The 20,448-nt window shown below is 68.1% G+C and carries 15 protein-coding genes and 3 pseudogenes; 9 read left to right on the plus strand and 9 right to left on the minus strand.

Annotated features, from left to right (window positions below):
- Window positions 1–389: 389 nt before the first annotated feature.
- The 3 genes and pseudogenes from ACZ499_RS13235 to ACZ499_RS13245 form a co-directional block, all read left to right on the plus strand.
- A complete protein-coding gene (locus ACZ499_RS13235; RefSeq protein WP_468674590.1) occupies window positions 390–4,721 on the plus strand; it encodes an FG-GAP-like repeat-containing protein in 4,332 nt (1,443 codons plus the stop codon).
- Window positions 4,722–4,877: 156 nt separating this feature from the next.
- Window positions 4,878–6,623, plus strand: a complete 1,746-nt coding sequence (locus ACZ499_RS13240; RefSeq protein WP_468674591.1) for an FG-GAP repeat domain-containing protein — start codon at window positions 4,878–4,880, stop codon at window positions 6,621–6,623.
- Window positions 6,624–6,815: 192 nt separating this feature from the next.
- Window positions 6,816–6,907, plus strand: a pseudogene (locus ACZ499_RS13245) (IS5/IS1182 family transposase); the annotation flags it as partial.
- Window positions 6,908–6,924: 17 nt separating this feature from the next.
- On the opposite strand, the gene ACZ499_RS13250 reads toward ACZ499_RS13245, so the two are convergent.
- The 3 genes and pseudogenes from ACZ499_RS13250 to ACZ499_RS13260 all read right to left on the minus strand — a co-directional run bounded on the left by ACZ499_RS13250 (window position 6,925) and on the right by ACZ499_RS13260 (window position 9,728).
- Entirely contained in the window at window positions 6,925–7,116 is a 192-nt protein-coding gene (locus tag ACZ499_RS13250; RefSeq protein WP_468674593.1) for a hypothetical protein, read from the minus strand.
- 644 nt (window positions 7,117–7,760) lie between these two features.
- Window positions 7,761–8,315 carry a hypothetical protein gene (locus ACZ499_RS13255; protein ID WP_468674595.1) on the minus strand — a complete coding sequence of 185 codons (555 nt, stop codon included), beginning with the start codon at window positions 8,313–8,315 and terminating at the stop codon, window positions 7,761–7,763.
- Window positions 8,316–8,593: 278 nt separating this feature from the next.
- Window positions 8,594–9,728, minus strand: a pseudogene (locus ACZ499_RS13260) (IS701 family transposase).
- Between the two features lie 172 nt (window positions 9,729–9,900).
- Between ACZ499_RS13260 and ACZ499_RS13265 the strand changes: the two are divergent.
- The 4 genes and pseudogenes from ACZ499_RS13265 (at window position 9,901) to ACZ499_RS13280 (ending at window position 13,635) form a co-directional block, all read left to right on the plus strand.
- Entirely contained in the window at window positions 9,901–10,443 is a 543-nt protein-coding gene (locus ACZ499_RS13265) for a F0F1 ATP synthase subunit B family protein (protein ID WP_468674596.1), read from the plus strand.
- Window positions 10,444–10,763: 320 nt separating this feature from the next.
- Window positions 10,764–11,183: pseudogene (locus tag ACZ499_RS13270) on the plus strand (ATP/GTP-binding protein); the annotation flags it as partial.
- Window positions 11,184–11,759: 576 nt separating this feature from the next.
- Complete coding sequence (locus ACZ499_RS13275; RefSeq protein ID WP_468674598.1) at window positions 11,760–12,695, plus strand: NAD-dependent epimerase/dehydratase family protein; 936 nt, start codon at window positions 11,760–11,762, stop codon at window positions 12,693–12,695.
- Window positions 12,696–12,741: 46 nt separating this feature from the next.
- Entirely contained in the window at window positions 12,742–13,635 is an 894-nt protein-coding gene (locus ACZ499_RS13280) for an RNA polymerase sigma-70 factor (RefSeq protein WP_468674601.1), read from the plus strand.
- Between the two features lie 19 nt (window positions 13,636–13,654).
- Here the strand turns inward: ACZ499_RS13280 and ACZ499_RS13285 are convergent, their stop codons facing one another.
- The 5 genes from ACZ499_RS13285 to ACZ499_RS13305 form a co-directional block, all read right to left on the minus strand.
- Window positions 13,655–14,683 (minus strand): aldo/keto reductase, encoded by a 1,029-nt coding sequence (locus ACZ499_RS13285; RefSeq protein ID WP_468674604.1) that lies wholly within the window; start codon window positions 14,681–14,683, stop codon window positions 13,655–13,657.
- Entirely contained in the window at window positions 14,683–15,576 is an 894-nt protein-coding gene (locus ACZ499_RS13290; RefSeq protein ID WP_468674606.1) for an alpha/beta hydrolase, read from the minus strand. Before ACZ499_RS13290 ends, ACZ499_RS13285 begins: the two co-directional genes overlap by 1 nt.
- Before the next feature lie 99 nt (window positions 15,577–15,675).
- A complete protein-coding gene (locus ACZ499_RS13295) occupies window positions 15,676–16,524 on the minus strand; it encodes a helix-turn-helix domain-containing protein (RefSeq protein WP_468674608.1) in 849 nt (282 codons plus the stop codon).
- A 35-nt stretch (window positions 16,525–16,559) separates the two neighbouring features.
- Entirely contained in the window at window positions 16,560–17,018 is a 459-nt protein-coding gene (locus tag ACZ499_RS13300) for a VOC family protein (RefSeq protein ID WP_468674610.1), read from the minus strand.
- 180 nt (window positions 17,019–17,198) lie between these two features.
- Window positions 17,199–17,477 (minus strand): transposase, encoded by a 279-nt coding sequence (locus tag ACZ499_RS13305; RefSeq protein ID WP_468675012.1) that lies wholly within the window; start codon window positions 17,475–17,477, stop codon window positions 17,199–17,201.
- Window positions 17,478–17,602: 125 nt separating this feature from the next.
- Here ACZ499_RS13305 and ACZ499_RS13310 point away from each other — a divergent pair, with 125 nt between their 5' ends.
- Window positions 17,603–18,448: a hypothetical protein gene (locus tag ACZ499_RS13310; RefSeq protein WP_468674612.1), complete on the plus strand. Its 846-nt coding sequence runs from the start codon at window positions 17,603–17,605 to the stop codon at window positions 18,446–18,448.
- Window positions 18,449–18,837: 389 nt separating this feature from the next.
- Complete coding sequence (locus tag ACZ499_RS13315; RefSeq protein WP_468674613.1) at window positions 18,838–20,133, plus strand: hypothetical protein; 1,296 nt, start codon at window positions 18,838–18,840, stop codon at window positions 20,131–20,133.
- On the opposite strand, the gene ACZ499_RS13320 is transcribed toward ACZ499_RS13315, so the two are convergent.
- Window positions 20,130–20,294, minus strand: a complete 165-nt coding sequence (locus ACZ499_RS13320; RefSeq protein WP_468674615.1) for a hypothetical protein — start codon at window positions 20,292–20,294, stop codon at window positions 20,130–20,132. The genes ACZ499_RS13315 and ACZ499_RS13320 overlap by 4 nt on opposite strands.
- Window positions 20,295–20,448: the final 154 nt, after the last annotated feature.

The raw sequence follows: 20,448 nt of genomic DNA on the forward strand, positions 1-20,448 counted from the left end.
GCAACACGAGGGTGCGTGACTACTAATTCAGAGGGCAAACTTCAAGTCACTGTCAGTACAACCATGCAGGTCAGTCGCGCGTCTAGGGCTGGAGAGTGTCATATTTGCCCACATTTACCTCACCTTTACACGTGTAAGATTTACTCGCCTTTTGCCGTTCCTCTGAAATGAAACAGCGCCGATACCCGGCTCTCTGCTTCCAATTCGCGCGATATAAGCTGCTGCTTATTTTCTGTCTACACGCGAAAGGTCGCACGATGTCGATTACACGCCGGGGGTACGTCTCCCGACGGCGACTCAGACGCATACTGGCCATGGGGGTGGGCGGCGCTGTCGGCGTGACCGGCTTCCTGGCTTCGGCACCCGCAAGCGCCGCGCCGCAAGGAAGCGTGTCCGCAGCCGCAACCGACGCCCCGGCCGACAGCGGGCTGCCGGAGGAGGAGCGAGCTCTGGCTGCGGCTCAGGCGTCGGGTCAGCCTGCCGAGGTGGTCTCAGCGCGGACCGAGTCCTCGGATGAGTGGGCGAACCCGGACGGCTCGTTCTCCGTCAAGCGCTACGGCTCACCGATCCGCGTCTTCCGCGACGGCGCCTGGGTCGCCGCCGATCCCACCCTGGTCTTCGCCGCTGACGGCAGCGTGGTGCCGAAGGCCTCGACGGTGAGTGTGGTGTTCTCCGGCGGCGGCGACGGGCTGCTGCTCAAGGGCATACGCGACGGCCGCACCCTGACGCTCGGTTGGCCCCGCACGCTCCCCAAGCCCACGCTGGCGGAGAACGTCGCGACCTACGCGAACGTGCTGCCCGACGTCGACATGCAGCTGAAGGCCGAGGTCGACGGCTTCTCGCAACTTCTGGTGGTCAAGACCGCAGAGGCGGCCAAGAACCCCGAACTGGAGACAGTCAAGTACTCCCTGCAGGCCGCGGGCCTGGCAGTGTCCAAGGACGCCGACACGGGTGTCATCTCCGCCGTCGACCCGGCCGGCCAGGCGGTGTTCTCCAGCCCGCCTCCGGTGATGTGGGACTCCACCACCCTCAGCAGCGACGGCGGCCAGGTCAAGACAGGCCTCACCGCCCCCGCGTCGGCGACCGGCTCGGGCTTTGACCAGCCGGCCGGCGCCAAGAGCTCCCTGATGCCCTCGAGCCTGAGCAGCAGCACGCTCAGCATCGTCCCGGACCAGACGCTCCTCGGGGCTTCCGACACCAAGTACCCGGTCTACATCGACCCGCTGTGGAGCGGGTCGAGCTACAGCGAGCGCCAGCACTGGACCCGCGTCTACAAGAAGTGGCCCACCAACTCCTACTACGACGCCAAGGACGTGGCGCGCGTCGGGTTCGAGCACGAGACCGACGGCGTATCCCGCTCGTTCTTCCAGATGGACACCGCCAAACTCAAGGGCGCCAAGGTCGTCCAGTCCACGTTCCGGATCAAGAACGTGTGGTCGTGGTCCTGCCAGGCCCGTCCCGTGCAGCTGTGGGAGACCGGCCCCATCTCCCGCAAGACCAACTGGAACAACCAGCCCGGACGGGTCGGCAGCACACCGCTGAAGACCGTTGACGAGTCCAAGGGCTGGAGCAGCTCCTCCTGCCCGGCGGGCAACCTCGAGTTCGACGTGACCCCGAAGATGAAGACGGTCGCCGACCAGGGCAAGGCCAGCATCACCCTCGGGCTGAGCGCGACAGCCGAGGACGAGAAGGGCGACCAGCCGGAAGAAAACACCTTCAGCTGGAAGAAGTTCGACCCCAAGACGGCCGTCCTGGAAACCAAGTTCAACCGGGTACCGGAGCGGCCGGACGGGCTGGGCACTTTCCCGTACACCAGCTGCCAAGCCGGAAGTTCCGTGGGCAACACCCACATCAGCCTGTACGCCAGGGTGCGACAGGACGACGCCGGCCCCCTCCACGCCCACTTCTCGGTGACCAGGGCCGGAGAGAGCCAGCCCTTCCTGCAGAAGACCGTCGACGCGGCCAACTGGTCGGTCGCAACCCTGCCGGTCGCGGACGCCGATCTGCCCACCGGCAGCTACACCTGGAACGTCACGGCTGCCGACAACCAGCAGGCGGAGTCCAAGCCGAGCCCGACCTGCACGTTCTCCGTGGACCGCGACCGGCCCACGTACCCGCCGCTCATCAAGTCCGCAGAGTTCCCGAACGGCACGGCTGGCTGGGACCGTGCCCACACGGGCAAGGCCAAGGACCTGGGCTGCTTCACCTTCGACCCCAACACGGTGAAGGACGTCGACTCCATCTGGTGGTGGACCGACACGAATCCGTCCCCGCAGAAGGCCACTGCGGGCGCCTGCCAGGCGGGGGTGGTGTCCGCACCGATCCGGCCCCCGGGTGAGGGGCCGCACTTCGTGTACGCATACAGCGTTGACGCCGCCGGAAACCGGTCCAACCCAGCCAGCTACCTCTACTACGCCAACAGCCGTGGCGAACGAGACCTGCCGGGTGACCTGAACGGCGACGGTAACAACGACCTCTGGAGTGTCGACTCCAACGGCACCCTGCTCACCCACACGGGACAGGGAAATGGCCAGTTCTCCGCTGCTGCCAGCGGCGGTAAGTCGTTCAGCAACACCGAGATCACCTACCGGGGCGGATGGCGGCAGAACAGCGCCACCGACCTCGTATCGCTTGAGTACGACCCGGCCCAGAAGCGGAAGCGACTGTGGACGTACGCCAACGACGGAGACGGCATGCTGGAGCAGAGCGGACTCGGCGAAGCCGCGCTCGGCCGCGAGCTCTCGGTCGCCTGCCCCGAGGTCGACGAGACGCTGGAGTGCTACACCGCCGACGATCACTGGAAGGACGCCGACCAGATCGTGGCCGCAGGCGATCTCAACCGCGACAGGGTGACCGAGCTCCTCGTCAAGGAAGGCAAGCTGCTCTACCTCTACCGCGGTGACACCAACCTCGACCTGTCCCGCAAGGGTGGCCCGGTCGCCGTCGGCGGTACCGACTGGGACAAGTACACGGTGATCGCACCGGGCGACACCAACGGCGATGGACTGCCCGACCTGTGGCTGCGGGAGATCGCCACCGGCGACCTGTTCGTTTCCTTCGGTCAGCCCACGGCGGACTCGCAGCCCGGCGACGAGAAGCTCGACCTGTCCAAGTGGGGCAGCCTCGACCCCCAGCACTCGGCGAAGATCGGCTCCGGCTACACCACAGCCCGCTACCCCATCCTGAGCTCCATCGGCGACCTCACGGGCGACAAGGACGACAAGAGCAACCCGGTGCCCGACCTGTGGGCGCGCCAGGCCGACAACACCATGGTCGGCTGGGCCGGCAAGCTCTCCGGTCGTACCGTCTCCAGCTTCGGCAGCAACTTCACCATCGACGGCAGCACCGGTGGCATCCGCATTCCCTCCGGGACGGTGATCACCGAAGGGCAGACCTTCAAGTCCCGTTCCGCCAAGCTGACCTTCACCACCGGCACCCTCAGCATCACCTCCAATGCCGGCAAGGCCCTGTGGTCGTCGCCCTCCGGCGGAGCCGGCGCCACGGCCGTCATGCAGAGCGACGGCACGCTCGCCATCCACAAGGCCGACGGCACACTCGGCTGGTCGGCGTCCTCCGGAACCGCCAACGGATACGCGCTCCTGCAGGACCGAGGAAATCTGGTCGTGTACAACTCCGTCGGCCAGGCCCAGTGGTCCAGCGGTACCGCGCTGCAGCACGACTACGACGGCGACGGCCGCGACGATCTGGCGGACTGGTACGACTTCGGCGACGGCCATGACGGGATGCACACGTTCCTGTCGAGCTCGGACGGCAGCTTCACCGCCGCCCCCAAGGCTTCGGCCATCAGCGGCGACTGGTTCGCGGGCAACATGAAGTTCACCACCGGCGACTACAACGGCGACGGGCGTGCCGACATGGCGGCCCTGTACGGCTACAACGACGGAAGCGTCAAGCTCTACACGGCACTCGGACAAGAAGGTGGCGGCTTCGGCCAGCCGACGGCGTCCTGGGGCGCTCCGGCCGGACACTGGGCGTTCGGGAACATGACGATGCGCTCGGGAGACTTCAACGGCGATGGACGCGACGATCTCGCGGTCTGGTACGCCTACGGAGACGGCAGCGACCGGCTGTTCACCTTCACCGCGGACATCCGGGGCGGCTTCAACGCTCCTCTGGCGTCGTACTCTGCGCCCGCGGGCAACTACGACGTACGCAACATGCAGTTCACGTCCGGTGACTTCGACGGTGACGGACGCTCCGACCTCGGGGTGCTCTACGGGTACAGCGACGGGCACGTGCAGATGCACAGCTTCCTCGCCCGCGAGGACGGCGGCTTCAACGACCGCACAGCTTCCTGGCAGGCAACCAACTTCCAGTTCGCCCGCACCCACATCGTGGCCGGCGACTTCAACGGCGACGGAAAGGACGACATCGCTGCCTGGTACGACCAGGCCGACGGCGGAGACGCGCTGCACACCTTCGTCAGCAACGCCACCACGGACGGGAAGTTCGACAACCCCAAGATCGGCTGGCAGGCCCCGGCAGGCGGCTACTACTACCCCAACATGAAGATCGTCGCGGGTGACTACGACGGAGACGGGCGCGACGACATCGGCGCAATGTACGGCTTCGACAACGGCACCGTGAAGATGCTGACCTGGCTCTCGACCGGCAGCGGGTTCAACAACCCCCTGCCGGGCTGGTCCACCGCCACCAGCTGGACCTTCGACCGCGTCCACCTGCTCAACAACTTCAGCTGATGCCCCGGTGCCGGACCCGCCCGGGCCCGGCACCCAACGTCACAGGCCCCGGCTGGTGCCAGCAGGACGCCCTGCCGGCACCAGCCGCGCCCACTCCCTCCACACCCGCCCGCGCCCGCCGCCAAAACCGGCGGCGGCCCGTGAGAAAGTCCCTCCATGCACATAGGCAGACGGCACCGCGCAGCGGTGACAGCAGCGGTCTTCGGCACCGCCCTCGGTGTCACCCCCTTGCAGAGCGCGGCCGCGCAGACGACCAATCCCGTTCTGTCATTGCACACGTCCGAGGCCATCGATGTTTACGGGTCAGCCGGCGACATCGACATCACCCTCACCGTCCCGCCTGAGGCCGACTCCTATCTCCTGCTCACCCTCGGTGCCCCGGGCGACGAGAACCTCACTCTGACCGACGACTCGGGTGTCCCGGTCACCACGCACCAGTTTCCCGGCCGCCCCCGCTACGCCGAATTCGGCAAGGAAGACAGCGACCACGACGGAATCCCCGGAGCCGCGCTGACCCCCGGCACCATTCACCTGCACGTGGCCGCCGATGGCTTGGTGGCCCGCACGCTGTACGTCGGGGCCTATGTCGTCGACGGCGCCACCGACACACTGTGGAACGCCCGAGGAACCTCTCCCGAAACCACCATGACGGTCGGCCAGGCCCTCCTGGGATCCACGTGGACCTCTCCCGGCCAGGGATCCGGCTGGCAGCCCACCATCCCCGTCGTTACCGGGCAGGCAGAACCCGCCGAGATCCGGCTGGAGACCCGCATGACCATGCGGACCCCGCCCGCCGCGACCCGCAACCGCTGGCTGTTCACCGCCGAGGAGATCGCCGACAAGGGCTACACCGCCGGCCAGCTCGCCCAGGCCCTGCAGGTCCAGTACTCCGGCGACGGCACCACCTTCACGCCCCTCGCCTGGATCATCACCGCGGATGGCTCCCTCATCCTGGAACTTCCCCAGCAGACCTGGCCTGACGACCGGTACCCCGTCGTGCAGCAGCTGCGCCTCAAGGCCCAGTGGAGCCTCCCGGCCGGCTACCTGAACGGCACCATCGAGACGTTCGACCGAAGCGGAGTCGTCTACGGCAGTATCCGCAAGACCTTTGAGTTCATCGACGGCACCCTGCCCGCGACGGCCCGCGCCGCGTTCTACGGCCGCGACCGCGCGGGAGTGCTGTGGCAGTACCAGTCCAGCCCCGACCGCGACCCCTCCCACTACACCCGCCGTACCCAGGTCGGTGGCGGCTGGCAGACATACAACACGCTCACCAAGCTCTCCACGCTCAAGGCCGACGGCACCGGCGACCTCGTGGCCCGAGACGGTTCCGGCACCCTCTGGTACTACAAGGCCACGGGCAACATCACGAGCCCCTTCGCGTCTCGGACCAAGATTGGCGGGGGATGGCAGACCTACACGATACTGACCGGCGCAGGCGACCTGACAGGAGACGGCAAGGCCGACCTGCTCGCCCGCGACCGCGACGGCGTCCTCTGGCTCTACCGGGGCACCGACAACCCGGCCTCCCCGTTCCAGACCCGCACCAAGGTCGGCGGCGGCTGGAACGCATACACGGAACTCATCGGCGGGGTCGACCTGACCGGCGACGGCAAAGCGGACCTGCTCGCCCGCGACCGCGACGGCGTCCTCTGGCTCTACCGGGGCACCGGGAACCCCGCCGCCCCTTACTCGACGCGCGCCCACATCGGCGGCGGCTGGAACACCTACACCCGCATCCTCACCACCGCCGACACCACCGGCGACGGCAAAGCCGACCTCCTCGCCGTCGACAGTGACGGCGGACTCTGGCACTACCGCGGAACCGGCAACCCGGCATCTCCGTTCGCCGCCCGCACCAAGATCGGCACCGGCTGGAACACGTACAACACCCTCATCTGACCGACCATCGAGCAGCAACGCCAACGCTCCGCTCGCCCCGGACCCGAAGGTCCGGGGCGAGCGGAACTCTTGCCGCAGAGTGCCGATAGCCGCCAGGGGGAAGCGACGTCCTCGCTCGGTACCGCCGACGTCGGCCCAGGCCGCAAAGGGCCCTGCTCGAGGTTCACCAGCACAACAGAGCAATCAGCCACCATCGACGACGCCGGACTGATCGACGTCTCCCGGGTCACCCTCGACTCCGCCCACGTACGGGCTAAAAAGGGGGTGAACACACAGGTCCGAGCCTAGGGAACGATCTTTCTCAGCTGGTGGGCGCGATGAGGTCGAGTGCGTGCTCGGGACGTGACCGGTAGTGGTCGGCCGCTTTGGCGTGGTTGGTCCAGCCGACGAGGTGGGTCAGGGCGATCGCGAGGTTGCGGAGTGTGGCCAGGGCTCGGGGTGCGTTGCCGGTCCGGACGCGGCATGCGTCTTCGCGGAAGGTCACGTCTCTCATCTCTCACGTGGTGCAGGGCCTCGACCTGCCAGTGCCCGCGCACGATCGTGGCGAGTTGGGCCGCGGTGGCCTGCTCGGCGCTCAGGCTGGTGACCGCGTAGACGCGCTCGATGGTTACCTTTCCGGTGCGGATGTCTCGGCGGCGGCGCACGATCTGCAGGGCCTGGACGGCGTGCGGGAAGGCGAGGCCGGTCACGGTGGCGGCCTTGAGGCGGCGGATCTCGTCGCGGCCGTGACCGGCGGTGCGGTTCTTGTCCAGCAGCGGGATGTCCCGCCAGGGCAGGTTCTTCAACTCGGCCTGCAGGGTGGGCCCCGGACTCCCAGCTCTGTCCCCAGGAGCAAAGTAACCCGCTGGTTGATTTCAGGACTTCGGGGCGGCGGTCTTCTTGGGTTGGCGGGGCACGATACGAGGCAGGGAGGACCGAGTCAAAGCGGCGTGGAGTGCCGACCACGGATGGCGGGGGTGGACACCCCCGGCCGTCGAGCCCTGCTAGTACTGCAGCCGCAGTTGACGTGACTGCCCGCGAGCCGCTCGTTGCGCCAGTCATGGGTGGGGATGTCACGGTTGACGAGGTGCACGGCTGGACTGCGGGCCTGGATGGTCTGCACGCTCGGATCAGCGCCGAGCCGGTCAGGAGAAGACCCTAGTGCGGCGCGAGGATCACGAGAGCGACGACCATCACGACGACAACGGCTACGGGTACGACGACGAGGCCGATCACGGTGGGAGTCAGCCGGTCCCGGAACTGCTTCGGGGGCCGGACCCGTGCGGTCTGGTCCGTGCTCAGCTCCCACCAGTTGACGACCCGCTGGAACTGCTCGTCGAAGTCGGGGGCGGGATGCATGTCGCTGCGGTAGAGCCCGGGCAGCGAACGACGCCGCCCGCCCTCCAGGAATATCCGGACCGCGTACGACGACGAGCCCTGGCCCTTGGTCTCGCGCACGTCGATCCACCGGATCTCGTGCCAGGGGTAGGTGCGGCCATGCCCAAGGCCCCAACAGATGGTTATTCCCTCGGCCCCGACCCTGCTCCAGCTCCGGGACGACAGGAGGACAAGCGGGGCGAGGAGGGCGATGCTTCCGCCCGTCAGCCAGAAGAAGCCCACCGCGCCGAGCTTGACGAACGCCGCGAACCCTTCGACGACCAGGACGACAAGTGCCAGCACCAGGTACGACTTTGCCGGACGATTCCGGTCCATCGCCCGAAAGTTCAGTTCGATCACACCCGGCACCCTACGCTTCCGGCCTCGGCCGCGAAACGGCCGGGCGGGCGCATCACTGGCAACCCGTCAGGACTAGCGTTGCCAACCTAGCAGTTACGGGGGTCGGTGACCGCGGCAGCGGTAGTGGCTGGTGCGGGCGCGATGTTGGTGGCGCCGACGCCAAAGGGACCAGTGCAGAATGTGCTCGACCTCGTGCCGGACGGCGTACGCAAACTTGGCCAGCAGGCGGTGGATCTCGTTCATGCTCAGTCGGATCAGGTCGGGGCCAGCTCCCCCTTTTCGTGGGCCGTGGCGCGGACTGCAGCCAAGTGGGCGGCGGCTGCCATCGCGAGGGTGATGTGCCGGTACCAGGCCTGGTAGTGGCGGACCTGGTAGTGGTCGAGGCCAGCCTCGTTCTTCGCGGCCTGGAAGGTCTCCTCAATCGCCCAGCGGGCTCCGGCCGCATGGACGATGTCGGCCAGCGGGGTGCCGGAGGGGGCGTGCACTAGGTAGTAGGCCTGCTCGCCGTCTGCCAGGCTTCGGCGGATCAGCAGCGCATTGTCGAAGCCGTCGGCTTGGCCGGGCAGCAGTACCAGCGCCCAGGCATACTCACGCCGGCCGTGGGCGCCGTCGCCGGCCGAGCGGATCTCCCAGGCGTGTTCGGGCAGGATCGCCGCAAGCGTGCGGGCGTTCTGGCCTCGGGGTCCCAGCCAGTGCTTGTAGGCGATAGCCAGCACATAGCTGATCTCGTGCTCGGTCAGCCAGCCCCGCAGAACGGGGTTCTGGCCGTAGGCCTCGTCACCGGTCACCCACCGGAACGGCACCCCCGGCGGCCACTGCCCGGGCCGGCATCGCCTGGGCGAGCGCGGGCTTGGTGGCGAACGCGATCTCCTCGCCGATCCGGGCGTCGGCCCGACGCGCCGGATCCTCGGTCCATGCCGTGGGCAGGTACAGCTCGCGGTCGATCAGCGCCCGACCGCCCGCGGAGGCGTAGGCGAGGAACACACCCAGTTGGCAGTTGTCGATCTTCCCCGAGGTGCCCGTGTACTGCCTCTGCACTCCGGCGGAACGGACGCCCTTCTTGATGAATCCTGTCTCATCGACGATCAACACCCCGTCTCGCAAGGCGAGATGTTCCAGGATGAAGTCGCGGACCTCGTCACGGACGACATCGACGTCCCAATCGGCCTGGTTCAGCAGCCGCTGTATGCCGTCCGGGCATCGCTCGCCGGCTTGCTCAGCCAATGTCCAACCGTTCTTGCGTTCGAGCGGAGCCAGAAGCCCCCGCATGTACTCCAGGACCCTGCGGCGTGGCTCTGATCTGCGGAAACAGTGGCTGATCCGAGCGTGCAGACCATCCAGGCCCGCAGCCCAGCCCTGCACCTCGTCAACCGTGACATCCCCACCCATGACTGGCTCAACGAGCGGCTCGCGAGCCAGTCAATTAACTGCGGCTGCAGTACTAGGTCGGGTGCTATTCATCGGTATGAGGCCTTTTGGTCAGAAGTGTTTGCGGTACATGAGGTCAACCTCCTTGCTGCGCAGGCTCTTTGGTGGAGAGAGGGCCTCGTAGCCGGCCGCTGTGGCCCTGAAGGGCGACGATACGATTGTGAACATGGGACCTCTTGAACCGAAAATCCTCGACCTCGTAGTTGCACTGATTTGTTTCGTGCCGGTATGGGCCATCATCGCGAAGGTCCTGCTCCCCCGCCTTGAGAAGACTTTGGCGGCGCGCGAGGACGCGATCGAAGGTCGTCTTGAGCGGGCGGAGGAGACTCGCGAGGAGTCCGAGCGCATCCACGCCGAGTACCAGGCTGAGCTGAGCGCCGCTCGGCACAAGGCTGCGCAAACCCGTCAGGCAGCAACCGAGGAAGGTGTCGCGCTCATTGCCGCGCTGCGCGCAGAGGGGCAGCAGGTGCGTGACGAGTTGGTCGCCGAGGCGAAGGTGCAGCTGGAGGCCGACCGTATCCTGGCCGAGGCAGAGCTGCGCGAGGATGTCTTTGGTCTGGCCACTGAGCTGGCCAGCCGTATGGTCGGCGAGCCACTGGCTGATCTGCCGCGGGCCCGGGAGGTGGCCGACGAGTTCTTCGCCGAGGTCGACGCGAAGACGGCTTCCAAGGCTTGATCCCCTGACAGCAGGGCGTTCTCCCTGCTCCCAACCAACTTCTCAGGCGGGGCCCACATCCTTAACGGATCTGGGCCCCGCCTCTTGCATGTCCGGTGAAAGAACAGCCGATGTAGACGCGCTGGGTGCCCTGGCAGGGACAAACAAAGCTGCTGGCGGTGTGGGGAACATGGGTGTCCTGGGTCACCTTGCCGCCCGAGGCGGAGGCGGTGGACGGGTCCACCGACAGGCACAATGCCAACGGCAGTAGGAGCCACTGACAACAGTGCGGGAAGGCCGATACGACTGCTTCACACGCGCGTGGCTGACAAGGCAATCCGGAAACCGCCGACCTGCTCAAAGACCTCACCGAACGCATCAAAGCGACGTTCGTGTACGCGGGCATCGACGTCACCGCCACCGCGTTGTTCAGTGGGGTGCGCGGGGCTCAACTCGCCGCACGGGCCTCCCTGGTGGAATGCGGGGCGCTCCCGGCGCGGCTCGGGAAACGCGAGCCGATCCGTGAACTGATCGCGGGAGTGGAAGCAACGCTCGATCTCCGTACGCACCGGACGGACACGCTCCCCCGCCACGCCGCCTACCTCCACCAACGGACCGCAGGGCGGATCGGAAGCCTCACCCACCTGATCCGCCAAGCCGCGATCACGAGCATTCTCGACAGCACCGAACGCATCACCAAAGCGTCACTGGAAGCCGTTCGCCTGGACCACCTCGCCGAAAACCATCATCGCCCACCGTGAACCAACCCCGCACACCCCGCCGGTAGTGGTCCCCCTGGCTGCCCCGGATCGGCGCAGATCACTGCGACCAGGGAAAACACGCACCGGCCTTTAGAGGGCGGGACTACCCGAGGAACACCGAGAAACCCTCAACGAGAACGAGACCTCCCCAAGTCAGCAGGTCTATGCCCCCGCGAGACCGCGCTCATACGGTCTCAACCAACCTCGGATATCCCCAGCACACGCCACTCTCCGTACCTCAACGACACCCCCACGAAACGACATCTGGCTGGCGGACGCGGATGAGCGGGCGGTGTCGAAGACGGTGTCGCGCGCAGCATCACAAACCTAGGCCGACCACCTCCACCACCCCTGGGAGGACGGAGGGCCGGCCCACTCCTGGCGAGCCTCTTCCTGCCGCGGCCGGATCGCGCAGCGCGCATCCGGTCAGCCGGGCTCGACACCGCTCCCCCGCGCCGTGATCTGGATCACAGCAGTTATCTGTCACGGGATCGTGGGGTCGCCCGTCCTGACGGTGCAAGCGCGCGACCGACGCCATGTCGGGCCGCCGGACCACGAACTCTGGAGTCCGTCATCATGCGTGTTCTCGTTGCCGGAGCGAGCGGCGTCATCGGTAGCCGTCTCGTCCCCCTGCTCACCGCCGTCGGCCACGACGTGGTCGCCCTGTCCCGCGGCCCCCGCCGCACCGCCGCGCTCGCAGCGACCGGCGCGGACGTCGTCACCGCCGACGCGCTCGACCGTGACCGACTGCTCGCCGCGGTACGGCAGGCCGCGGCCGACGCGGTCGTCAACCTGCTCACCGCCATCCCCGCCGACGTCAACCCGCGCCACCTCGCCAGGGACTTCGCGCTCACCAACCGGCTGCGCACCGAGGGCACCCGCAACCTGATGCAGGCCGCCCGGGCGGCGGGTGTGCGGCGGGTCGTCGCCCAGGGGCTGGCGTACGGCTACCAGCCGGGCGCCGGACTCGCCAACGAGGACGACCCGCTGTGGCGAGATGCGACCCCCCGCCAGTTCGCGCCGGTGCTCGCCGCGTTGGAGTCGCTGGAGGAGCAGACGGTCGCGGCGGGCGGCATCGTCCTGCGGTTCGGGCACCTGTACGGCCCCGGTTCCGCGTACGCCGCCGACGGCGCCTTCACCGCCCAGGTCAGGGCGGGCAAGGTTCCGCTGGTCGGCGGCGGCCACGCGGTGTTCTCCTTCACACACGCCGACGACGCGGCCACCGCGATCGTCGCCGCACTCGACCGCGACACCCGTGGCGTCCTCAACGTCGTCGACGACGACCCGGCCCCGCTGCACACGTGGCTGCCGGTCTTCGCCTCCGGGCTCGGCGCACCCGCGCCCAAGAACGCTCCGGCTGCCCTGGCCCGGCTCGCGGTCGGCGGCTGGGGTGTCGCGTTCATGGACCGGCTGCGCGGCGCCGACAACGCCCGGGCCCGCCTCACCCTCAACTGGCGTCCCCGGTACGCCTCCTGGCGCGAGGGCCTGACCGCCGCCGCCGAGGCGGCATGATGCGACCGAGCATCCGCTGCACGGAAGACCGACGGAGGGGCCACCGATGACCACCACACCACCGACGGCACCAGAATCCCCCGACGCCGTCTTCGAGGAGTACCGGCCGCTGCTCCTGGGCCTCGGATACCGGCTCCTGGGCAGCATGTGGGATGCCGAAGACGTGGTGCAGGAGGCGTATCTACGCTGGTCCGCCGAGGACCGCGCCGAGATCCGCGTCCCACGCGCCTTCCTCGTCACCGTCGTCACGCGCCTGGCCCTGGACCAACTGCGGTCGGCGCGCGTGACGCGCGAGGCGTACACCGGGCCGTGGCTGCCCGAACCGGTCGCCGCCGAAGCGTTCGGTCCGGCCCAGACCGCCGAGCTGCGAGACTCGCTCGCCTACGCGACCATCCACCTGATGGAGCGTCTGGCCCCGCCGGAGCGGGCGGTGTTCGTGCTGCGGGAGGCGTTCGAGCTGCCCTACGACCAGATCGCCGCGATCGTCGGCGTAACGGCGGCGAACTGCCGTCAACTGCACAGCCGCGCGGCCCGTCACCTCGCCGTCGGCCGCGAACGGTTCCACCTCGACGCGGACGCGCACGGCGAGCTGTTGCGGCGCTTCCTCGATGCGGCGCAGCACGGCGATCTGACCCCCCTGACCGACCTGTTGAGTGAGGACGTGGTGGTCTGGAACGACGGAGGCGGCAAGGTCCGCGCCGCGCTGCGGCCGGTCGAGGGGCGCGCGAACGTCCTGGCGTTCCTGGCCGGCCTTCTCGCCCGATACGGTCTGGGCGCCACGCGGCTGGTCGAGGTGAACGACGGCTCGCCGGCGGTGTGGACCGAGGTCGACGGCGGCCGCCAGCTCGTCACGTTCGACGTACGCGAGGACGGCCTGGTCCACGGCATCTTCGCCGTCCTCAACCCCGACAAGCTCACGCACGTGGCCCCCCGGTCGTGACCGGGGGAACCGCACTGTGTCAGTACTGTCCGTGGCGGCCGTCGGTCCGCTGCCCGCTGGGTCCGTACACGAAGTCGCTGGTCGTGTCGAGGATGAAGTCCATCGGGAAACCGAGGTCGATCGCGCTCGCCTTGTCGAGCCGGACGACGGCGTCGTCCGGCAGTCGCAGGTCGATCGCGGCGAGGTTGTCGGCCAGCTGGGCCGGGTTGCGGGCGCCGAGGATCGGGTGGATCCACGGTTGGTGTGCTCTGGTCCACGCGAGGGCGACCTGCGAGGAGGACACCCCGAGTTCGTCGGCGACCGCGTCGACGGCCCGCGCGATCGTCAGGTCGCGTTCGGCGACGGTGGCGCGGTCGACCCGCGAGGGACCGTCACCGCCGGACCGGGTGAACTTGCCGGACAGGACCCCGGCGGCCAGCGGCGACCACGCGGCCACCGACAGGTCCAGGTTCGCTGCCATGGGCAGGAGTTCACGCTCGATGTCGCGCTTGACCAGGCTGTAGGGAAGCTGCAGCCCGGCGAAAGGTGTCCAGCCGCGCAGTTCGGCCATGGTCTGGGCGCGGGAGATCAACCACGCGGGAGCGTCCGAGATACCGATGTACAGCACCTTGCCTGCGCGGACGAGGTCGTCGAGGGCCCGCATCGTCTCCTCTACCGGCGTGTTGGGGTCCCAGATGTGCACCCACAGCAGGTCGATGTAGTCGGTGCCCAGGCGCTGCAGGCTTCCCTCCACCGAACGGGCCAGGTTCTTGCGGTGGTTGCCGCTCGCGTTGGGGTCGGTGCCGTCCATGGTCAGCGTGTACTTCGTGGCCAGCACGAAGCGGTCGCGGTCGGATCCCAGCAGTTCGCCGACGATGCGCTCGCTGCTGCCCTCCGTGTACCGGTTGGCCGTGTCGATGACGTTCCCGCCGGCCTCCGCGTACGCGGCGAACATCGCCCGGCACTCCTCCTTGCCGGCGCCCCATCCCCAGTCCTCGCCGAACGTCATGGTGCCCAGGAACGCTTCGGAGACCCGAAGCCCGGTCCGGCCCAGCAGTCGGTACCGCATCACAGGCTCGCGTCGAAGAAGGAGGCGGCGCGGGCGACGGCCGGCAGGACATACGTATCGTCGTCGTACAGGTCGATGTGGTTGCTCGTATCCAGCACGAGAAGCTCCTTCGGCCCGGGCACCTTGGCGAACGCTGCCTCCGCGTCGGCCACAGGGACGGCCTGGTCACCGCGGCCGTGCACGATCAGCAACGGCGCGGTGACCAGCGGCAGGTACGCGTCCACGTCGAGCGTCAGCTCCTGCAGCACCGACAGCGCGGTGCAGCGGTTCTCCCAGCCGGGCCGGGCTCCGCGCTCGGTGCCGTAGTAGGCAAAGGGCTCCGGGCCGGGGTTGCCGGCGGGCATGCCCTCCGGATTGACCGCAGGCCAGTACGCGACCTCTCCGGTGTCCGCCTGCTGCTGCGCGATCTGCGCGAACTGCCCCATCAAAGCGGCGAAGTTGTCCGCCCCGAACCGCTCGCGGATCAGCGTGGGGTTGTTGTACGCCGCCGCGATCAGCGCCACCGCCTTGACACGGGGGTCGAACGCGGCGAGCTGCGCGGCATAGATCCCGCCCAGGCACACCCCCGCCACCGCGATCCTCTCAGCATCGACCTCGGGCCGCCCGGCCAGGAACCCCACGGCGCTCCGCAGGTCCGCGACCTTGGCCGTGGCGTCCTCATGCTGGCGCGGCGTGCCCTCGCTGTCGCCCCAGTTGCGGTGGTCGAAGGCCAGGGCCACATATCCGCGCTCGGCGAACCGGGCCGCGTAATACCCGACCACCTGGTCCTTCACTCCGGAGAACGGGCCCGTCAGCACGACCGCGCCGCGCGGCTCGGTACCCGGCACGGGCAGATGCAGGTCGCCCACCAGCCGGTAACCGTCGTTGTCGAATTCGATCTTCTCGATCGGCATGTGCGTCCCCTTCGATCGTGCCGAGGCATCTCCTCGGCCCAGGAGGAAACCTAGGAGCGGCGGTCACCCGCCGTATTGCACGTTCTTGCCCCGCCCGCGTCAGCGCGGGGCACGGCGTGGACGGGCCGGGCCACGGAACGTCGCCTGATACACGGCCGGGGTGACGCCGTACGCCGAGGCGAACACTCGCGTCAGGTGCGACTGGTCGTGGAAACCCGTCGCGTACGCGGCCTCGGCGATCGCGCTGCCTCGCCGCAGCAACTCCCGTGCCCGGTCGAGCCGGAGCCGTAGATGCAGCTTGTGCGGCGGCAGTCCGAACCACGCCGTGCAGACGCGCACCAACCGGTACTTGCTCACGCCCGCCACCACGCTCAGTTCGTCGAGCGTCACATTGCGGGTGAGGTGCGCCCGCAGATACTCGCGTACGAGCTCGGGGGCACGCCGCGCCGCCCCCGTACCCTTGGCTTCGCCCGCTACGTCGGGCGTGCGCCGGGCCAGTGCCGCGACGAAGTCCAGGACCCCCGTCTCCCGGGTCAGCGCCGAAACGGGTCGTCCGGCCAGCCCGTACAGAGACCCGTGCACGGCCCGGAACCGGTCAGCGAGGCCCCCGTCGTCCCGAATCACCGGATCACCGAACCGCACCGCGTCGGGCGCGGCGACCTCGGAGATCAACGACGGTGCCACGCACATGATGAGCCAGCGCGCGGGATCGTCGCCATCCGGCCCTCCGGAATGCGCATCATCGGCATGCAGAGCGACCAACTGGCCCGGGGCCGCCCGGAACGTCGTGCCGCGCCGCCGCACGGTGAAACCGGAGTCGGGCACCAGGACGACCTTGAGCTCCTCATGCACATTGCCACGGTAGGACTGGGCATGCCCCTCCACCACGACGACGTCCGAGACGTCGTCCGACACCTGGGGAGCCGCTTGGTCATCCACTCCGGACATGCTCGCAACCCTAGGGACTGTCGGCGGATCATCGTTCAGAGGAAGAGTTCCCGGGCTCGGCGGGCCACCTCGGTCGGCGTGAGGTCTTCCAAGTGGGTGAGGAAGACCCAGACGTGGCCGTAGGGGTCCTTCAACATGGTCGTGCGGTCGCCATGGAACTGGTCGGCCGGTGGCTGCAGGAGTTCCGCGCCGGCCGCGGTGGCCTGCTGCGCGAGCGCATCGACGTCAGCGACGAAGACGTGTAGGCCCACGGTGGTGCCGCCGACAGCCGTCGGTGCACTGAAGAGTGGTCCCTCGGCGTCGCCCAGCATGAGGGTGGAGCCCTGAATCCTGACCTCGGCGTGCACGATGCGTCCCTCCGGGCCGTTGAGGCGGAACAGTTCTTCGGCACCGAATGCTCGGGTGTAGAAGTCGATCGCGTTCGCGGCGCCGTCGACCATGATGTGGGCGACGACAGCGTTGCGGTAGGTCTCGGGAACGGCGGTCGTGGTCATGGGAACTGTCTCCTTTGTTGGCTGTTGCCGATGACCATGAACGTAGAACCTGAAGCATGCTTGAGGTCAAGCGTGGATCAACGGGTGGCCGAGCAGGGTGCTGCCCGAAGCCATAGCTTGATCGCTGCGACAGTGACAGTGCCGTGGAAGACGTGAGCACGCTTGATGCCCCTAGGGATGTCAACCGGCGGAGGCCGGTGCCGGAGATTGCCTCCTGGAGGTGAGGAGGGCTTGGTAGATCTCGCGGGCGACATAGCGCTTGAGGCATCGGATGGCTTCGCGTCGTGTCTTGCCCTCGGTAACGCGTCGTTCCACGGAGGAACGGGTGCGGGCGCCCCAGGGCAGGCGGGCTGTGACAATGGCATAAAGCGCTGAATTGGCATGGCGGTCGCCGCCGCGGTTGAGTCTGCGACGCTGGGTCTTTCCGGACGATGCCTCCGCGGGGCTGGCACCACACAGGGCGGCAAACGATGCCTGCTGGCCAGGCGGTCGGGTTGTCGCCGGCTGTGGTCAGCAAAGCCGCTGCCGTGTCCGGGCCGACGCCGTAGAGGCCCAGGAGTTGGGGTGCGCAGGAACCGATCGCAGTGCCGATCCGGGCCGTGAGGTCGTTGATCTCCTCGGTGAGATGCAGGATTCGCCTGGCCAGCAGCCGGTGCGTATGGCGGGATGCCGGTCTGCTCTCCCGTGTCGGGCGCGGGCCTCAGCTGCGAACACCGGCGGATGAGTTTGGGGTTACTCAGTCCGGCCAGGGACTCACGCAGCGCCGGCTCTGCTGCCACGAGACCGGTGTCAAGGTCCGCTTCCTGCCCGACACCAAGTGGTCGAATAGCCGGGAGACGGTCGGGGCGGCCGTTTTTTCGCGGCCCGTCGGTGATGCGCTGCCGCCCGGCTGCGATCTGCTGTTCCTAGATGTCCTGGCCTGCGACAACGGCCACAGAGGCTCCGCCCCGAATGTCGGGGCGGAGCCTCTGCGTGTGGGAAGGGGAATCCGCTACGGGCGAGCTCGGGCGGCAGGAGAGCCGATCGGCCCGATCGTCGTCGACTGCAACAGCTCACTGGCGGAGCGCGCCGTGCCGGAATGGCAGGCAACCCTGGACGCCCTCCAGGCTCTGCCCGAGATCGGCACCGAAGCGCCGGTCGGCTACGGCGGCTTGACGTTCACCGCTGCGGCCTTCGGTGGGGGCTTCGTGTACGAGGCCCTGACCGAGGCGGCCAGCCAGATCACCATTCGGATCGAGTTCCTGCTCCCGTGGGACGACGAGCAAATCAACCGCCAATCCGGTCTCGCATTGGTCGACGCCTGCGCCTCGAAGGAAAAGGTGTTGTACGCCTATCCGGGCAGGCATAACCAGGTGCCCGGATTCGAGGTCGACAACTCGGCCCGGTTCTTCGTCCGGCATCTCGGCAGGGTCGGCACGTCACGGGCCTGACCTGACGGCGGTTCGGAGTCCGGCTTCGGGCCGGTCGCCGATACTGCTGCCACATCTCGACAGAGCGTCCGAGCACAGGGAACCGGGCCCTTCCGCGCCGCGCCTGTCAGGGACACGGACTGTCCTCTCGGCCAAAGGCATAGGGGCACCCCACCCGCCTTCCGCTCTTTCCTCCTTCCTGCACCGGGCGGCCCATGGGATTCACTCCCGCGCCCGGTCGCGACCGAAATTCCAGACCTCCCACGGCCAGACATGCGGTTTCCGTGACGCAGCGAAAGCGGAGAGTAGTGAATAAGGTTAGCGTGGCGTCGACCGTTGAGTGATCGTCGGTCCGATCCGCGCTGGCCGTTGCCGCGGAGAGGGCTGCCATGGCCGAAAAGAGAATGCTCATGCACTTCGTTTCCCGCCGTACTCGCCTCAGCAGTGCCGTCGTAGCGGCGTGCGGGCTGTCGGCGTTGCTCGCCACCTCCGTGACGGCCGGCTCCGGTGCTGCTGCCGAGCCGCGTCCCTCTGGGGACAACCCCTCCGACAGGGGCGCGGTCATCACACTCAGGACCGCCAAGGTCGGCGCGCCCGGTAATCCTTCGGTGGGCATTGTCCCGTTCAAGGACGCCCTGTACCGCTCGTGCGCCGAAGCTCCCACCCCGAGCAAGTGTCTGAGTGTCGGCGGCGTGCGCCATGGCTACGAGATCGGGCAGCTCGAAGTCACCGTGAAGCAGTGGGTGGCGTTCCTGAATACGGCCGATCCCGAGGGACGCGACCGCCTCGGTCTCTATGACGAGATTGAGAGCTCGTCGGCATGGCCGAGGTACGGCCAAATCAACTTCTCCGGCAGCGCCCACAGGGGCAGCCACTACTCGGTGGCCTTTCCGGAGTGGGGGGACAAGCCGTACGGCTTCGCAAACTTCCTGAGGGCGGCACGCTTCGTCAACTCGCTCTACAACGGCCGACTGGTCTCCAAGCGGTCCAGCAGCAACGGCCGCTTCAACTATGTCACTTATCAGGTCGAACTGTCGGCGCGGACCGAGCGCGGAATGTACGACTTGGCCCGGCCGAATACGACCCGAGCCCACAGCTCGGGCTTCGTCCTGCCGAGTCAGGACGAATGGATCAAGGCGGCCTACTACGACCCGCGCGGCGGCGGCACCTACTCCTACTGGAAGTACCCGACCAACCCGGGAGTCTTCGGCGACGGAGACGCGACCGCCCCCAACCCCACCGCCCTCAACCCCGCCACCGGCGACGTCACCAACGCGGCGACCCAGCCACTGGCCTCGTACCACGCGAGCGGAAAGCCGGCTCCGAGCTGGTGCCCGGGACAACTGCAGCCCGAAGCCTGCTCCACCGTCAACCCATTGGGACTTGACCCCAGCACCTACGCCGAGGTCTACCAGGGCAGCCTCAGCACGGTCGGCGGGGCGAGGACCACCTCGCCGTGGGGCACTCTCGACCAGGGTGGCAATGCGGTCGAGTGGACCGACACGATCACGGCGCCCCCCTCCGGACGGAGCTCCCTGCGGGTGTGGCGGCGGCTCCACGGCGGGGTCTCCAACGCACCGGCCTTCCAGATGTGGCCCTCCGCTGTCGGGCTGCAGCCGCAGGACAACGTGTTCTACAACCACACCTATCCGTGGCTGGGCATCCGGATCGGGGTGATCGGCGATCTGAAGCCCGGCAAGTCCTAGGCGGAGAGGGAGGTCGTCTGCCGCGACCCTCGAGCGCCGCGAGACCGCTTCTCGCCGATGATGTGGGCGTGGTCGCCCTTCCGCAGGTAGCGGTGGTTCTCGGCGGAGGAGAAGCCGCGGTCGGCCACCCACACGATCTTGGAAAGGGTCCGGTCCCGCATCTCGTCCGCGCCTGACCGCGTGGCGGTCCAGGTTGTCCTCGCGGGCGAAGGGGGAAAACCCCTCCCGGCGCAAAACGCCCCTTCCCCAGGCCCCCCCCGGTGTTGGGCAAGTGGAGGGAACGGAGCATCACAGGCTTGATTTTTCACTTCGTCG

This window comes from Streptomyces sp. NPDC031265, from assembly GCF_055570295.1.

What these genes read in the sequence shown, in the direction of transcription:
- ACZ499_RS13320 (WP_468674615.1), bottom strand. Translation starts at nt 20,294, where the DNA reads ATGCGGGACCGGACCCTTTCCAAGATCGTGTGGGTGGCCGACCGCGGC.
- ACZ499_RS13315 (WP_468674613.1), top strand. Translation starts at nt 18,838, where the DNA reads ATGCACTTCGTTTCCCGCCGTACTCGCCTCAGCAGTGCCGTCGTAGCG.
- ACZ499_RS13250 (WP_468674593.1), bottom strand. Translation starts at nt 7,116, where the DNA reads ATGAGAGACGTGACCTTCCGCGAAGACGCATGCCGCGTCCGGACCGGC.
- ACZ499_RS13275 (WP_468674598.1), top strand. Translation starts at nt 11,760, where the DNA reads ATGCGTGTTCTCGTTGCCGGAGCGAGCGGCGTCATCGGTAGCCGTCTC.
- ACZ499_RS13240 (WP_468674591.1), top strand. Translation starts at nt 4,878, where the DNA reads ATGCACATAGGCAGACGGCACCGCGCAGCGGTGACAGCAGCGGTCTTC.
- ACZ499_RS13280 (WP_468674601.1), top strand. Translation starts at nt 12,742, where the DNA reads ATGACCACCACACCACCGACGGCACCAGAATCCCCCGACGCCGTCTTC.
- ACZ499_RS13300 (WP_468674610.1), bottom strand. Translation starts at nt 17,018, where the DNA reads ATGACCACGACCGCCGTTCCCGAGACCTACCGCAACGCTGTCGTCGCC.
- ACZ499_RS13295 (WP_468674608.1), bottom strand. Translation starts at nt 16,524, where the DNA reads ATGTCCGGAGTGGATGACCAAGCGGCTCCCCAGGTGTCGGACGACGTC.
- ACZ499_RS13285 (WP_468674604.1), bottom strand. Translation starts at nt 14,683, where the DNA reads ATGCGGTACCGACTGCTGGGCCGGACCGGGCTTCGGGTCTCCGAAGCG.
- ACZ499_RS13290 (WP_468674606.1), bottom strand. Translation starts at nt 15,576, where the DNA reads ATGCCGATCGAGAAGATCGAATTCGACAACGACGGTTACCGGCTGGTG.
- ACZ499_RS13255 (WP_468674595.1), bottom strand. Translation starts at nt 8,315, where the DNA reads ATGGACCGGAATCGTCCGGCAAAGTCGTACCTGGTGCTGGCACTTGTC.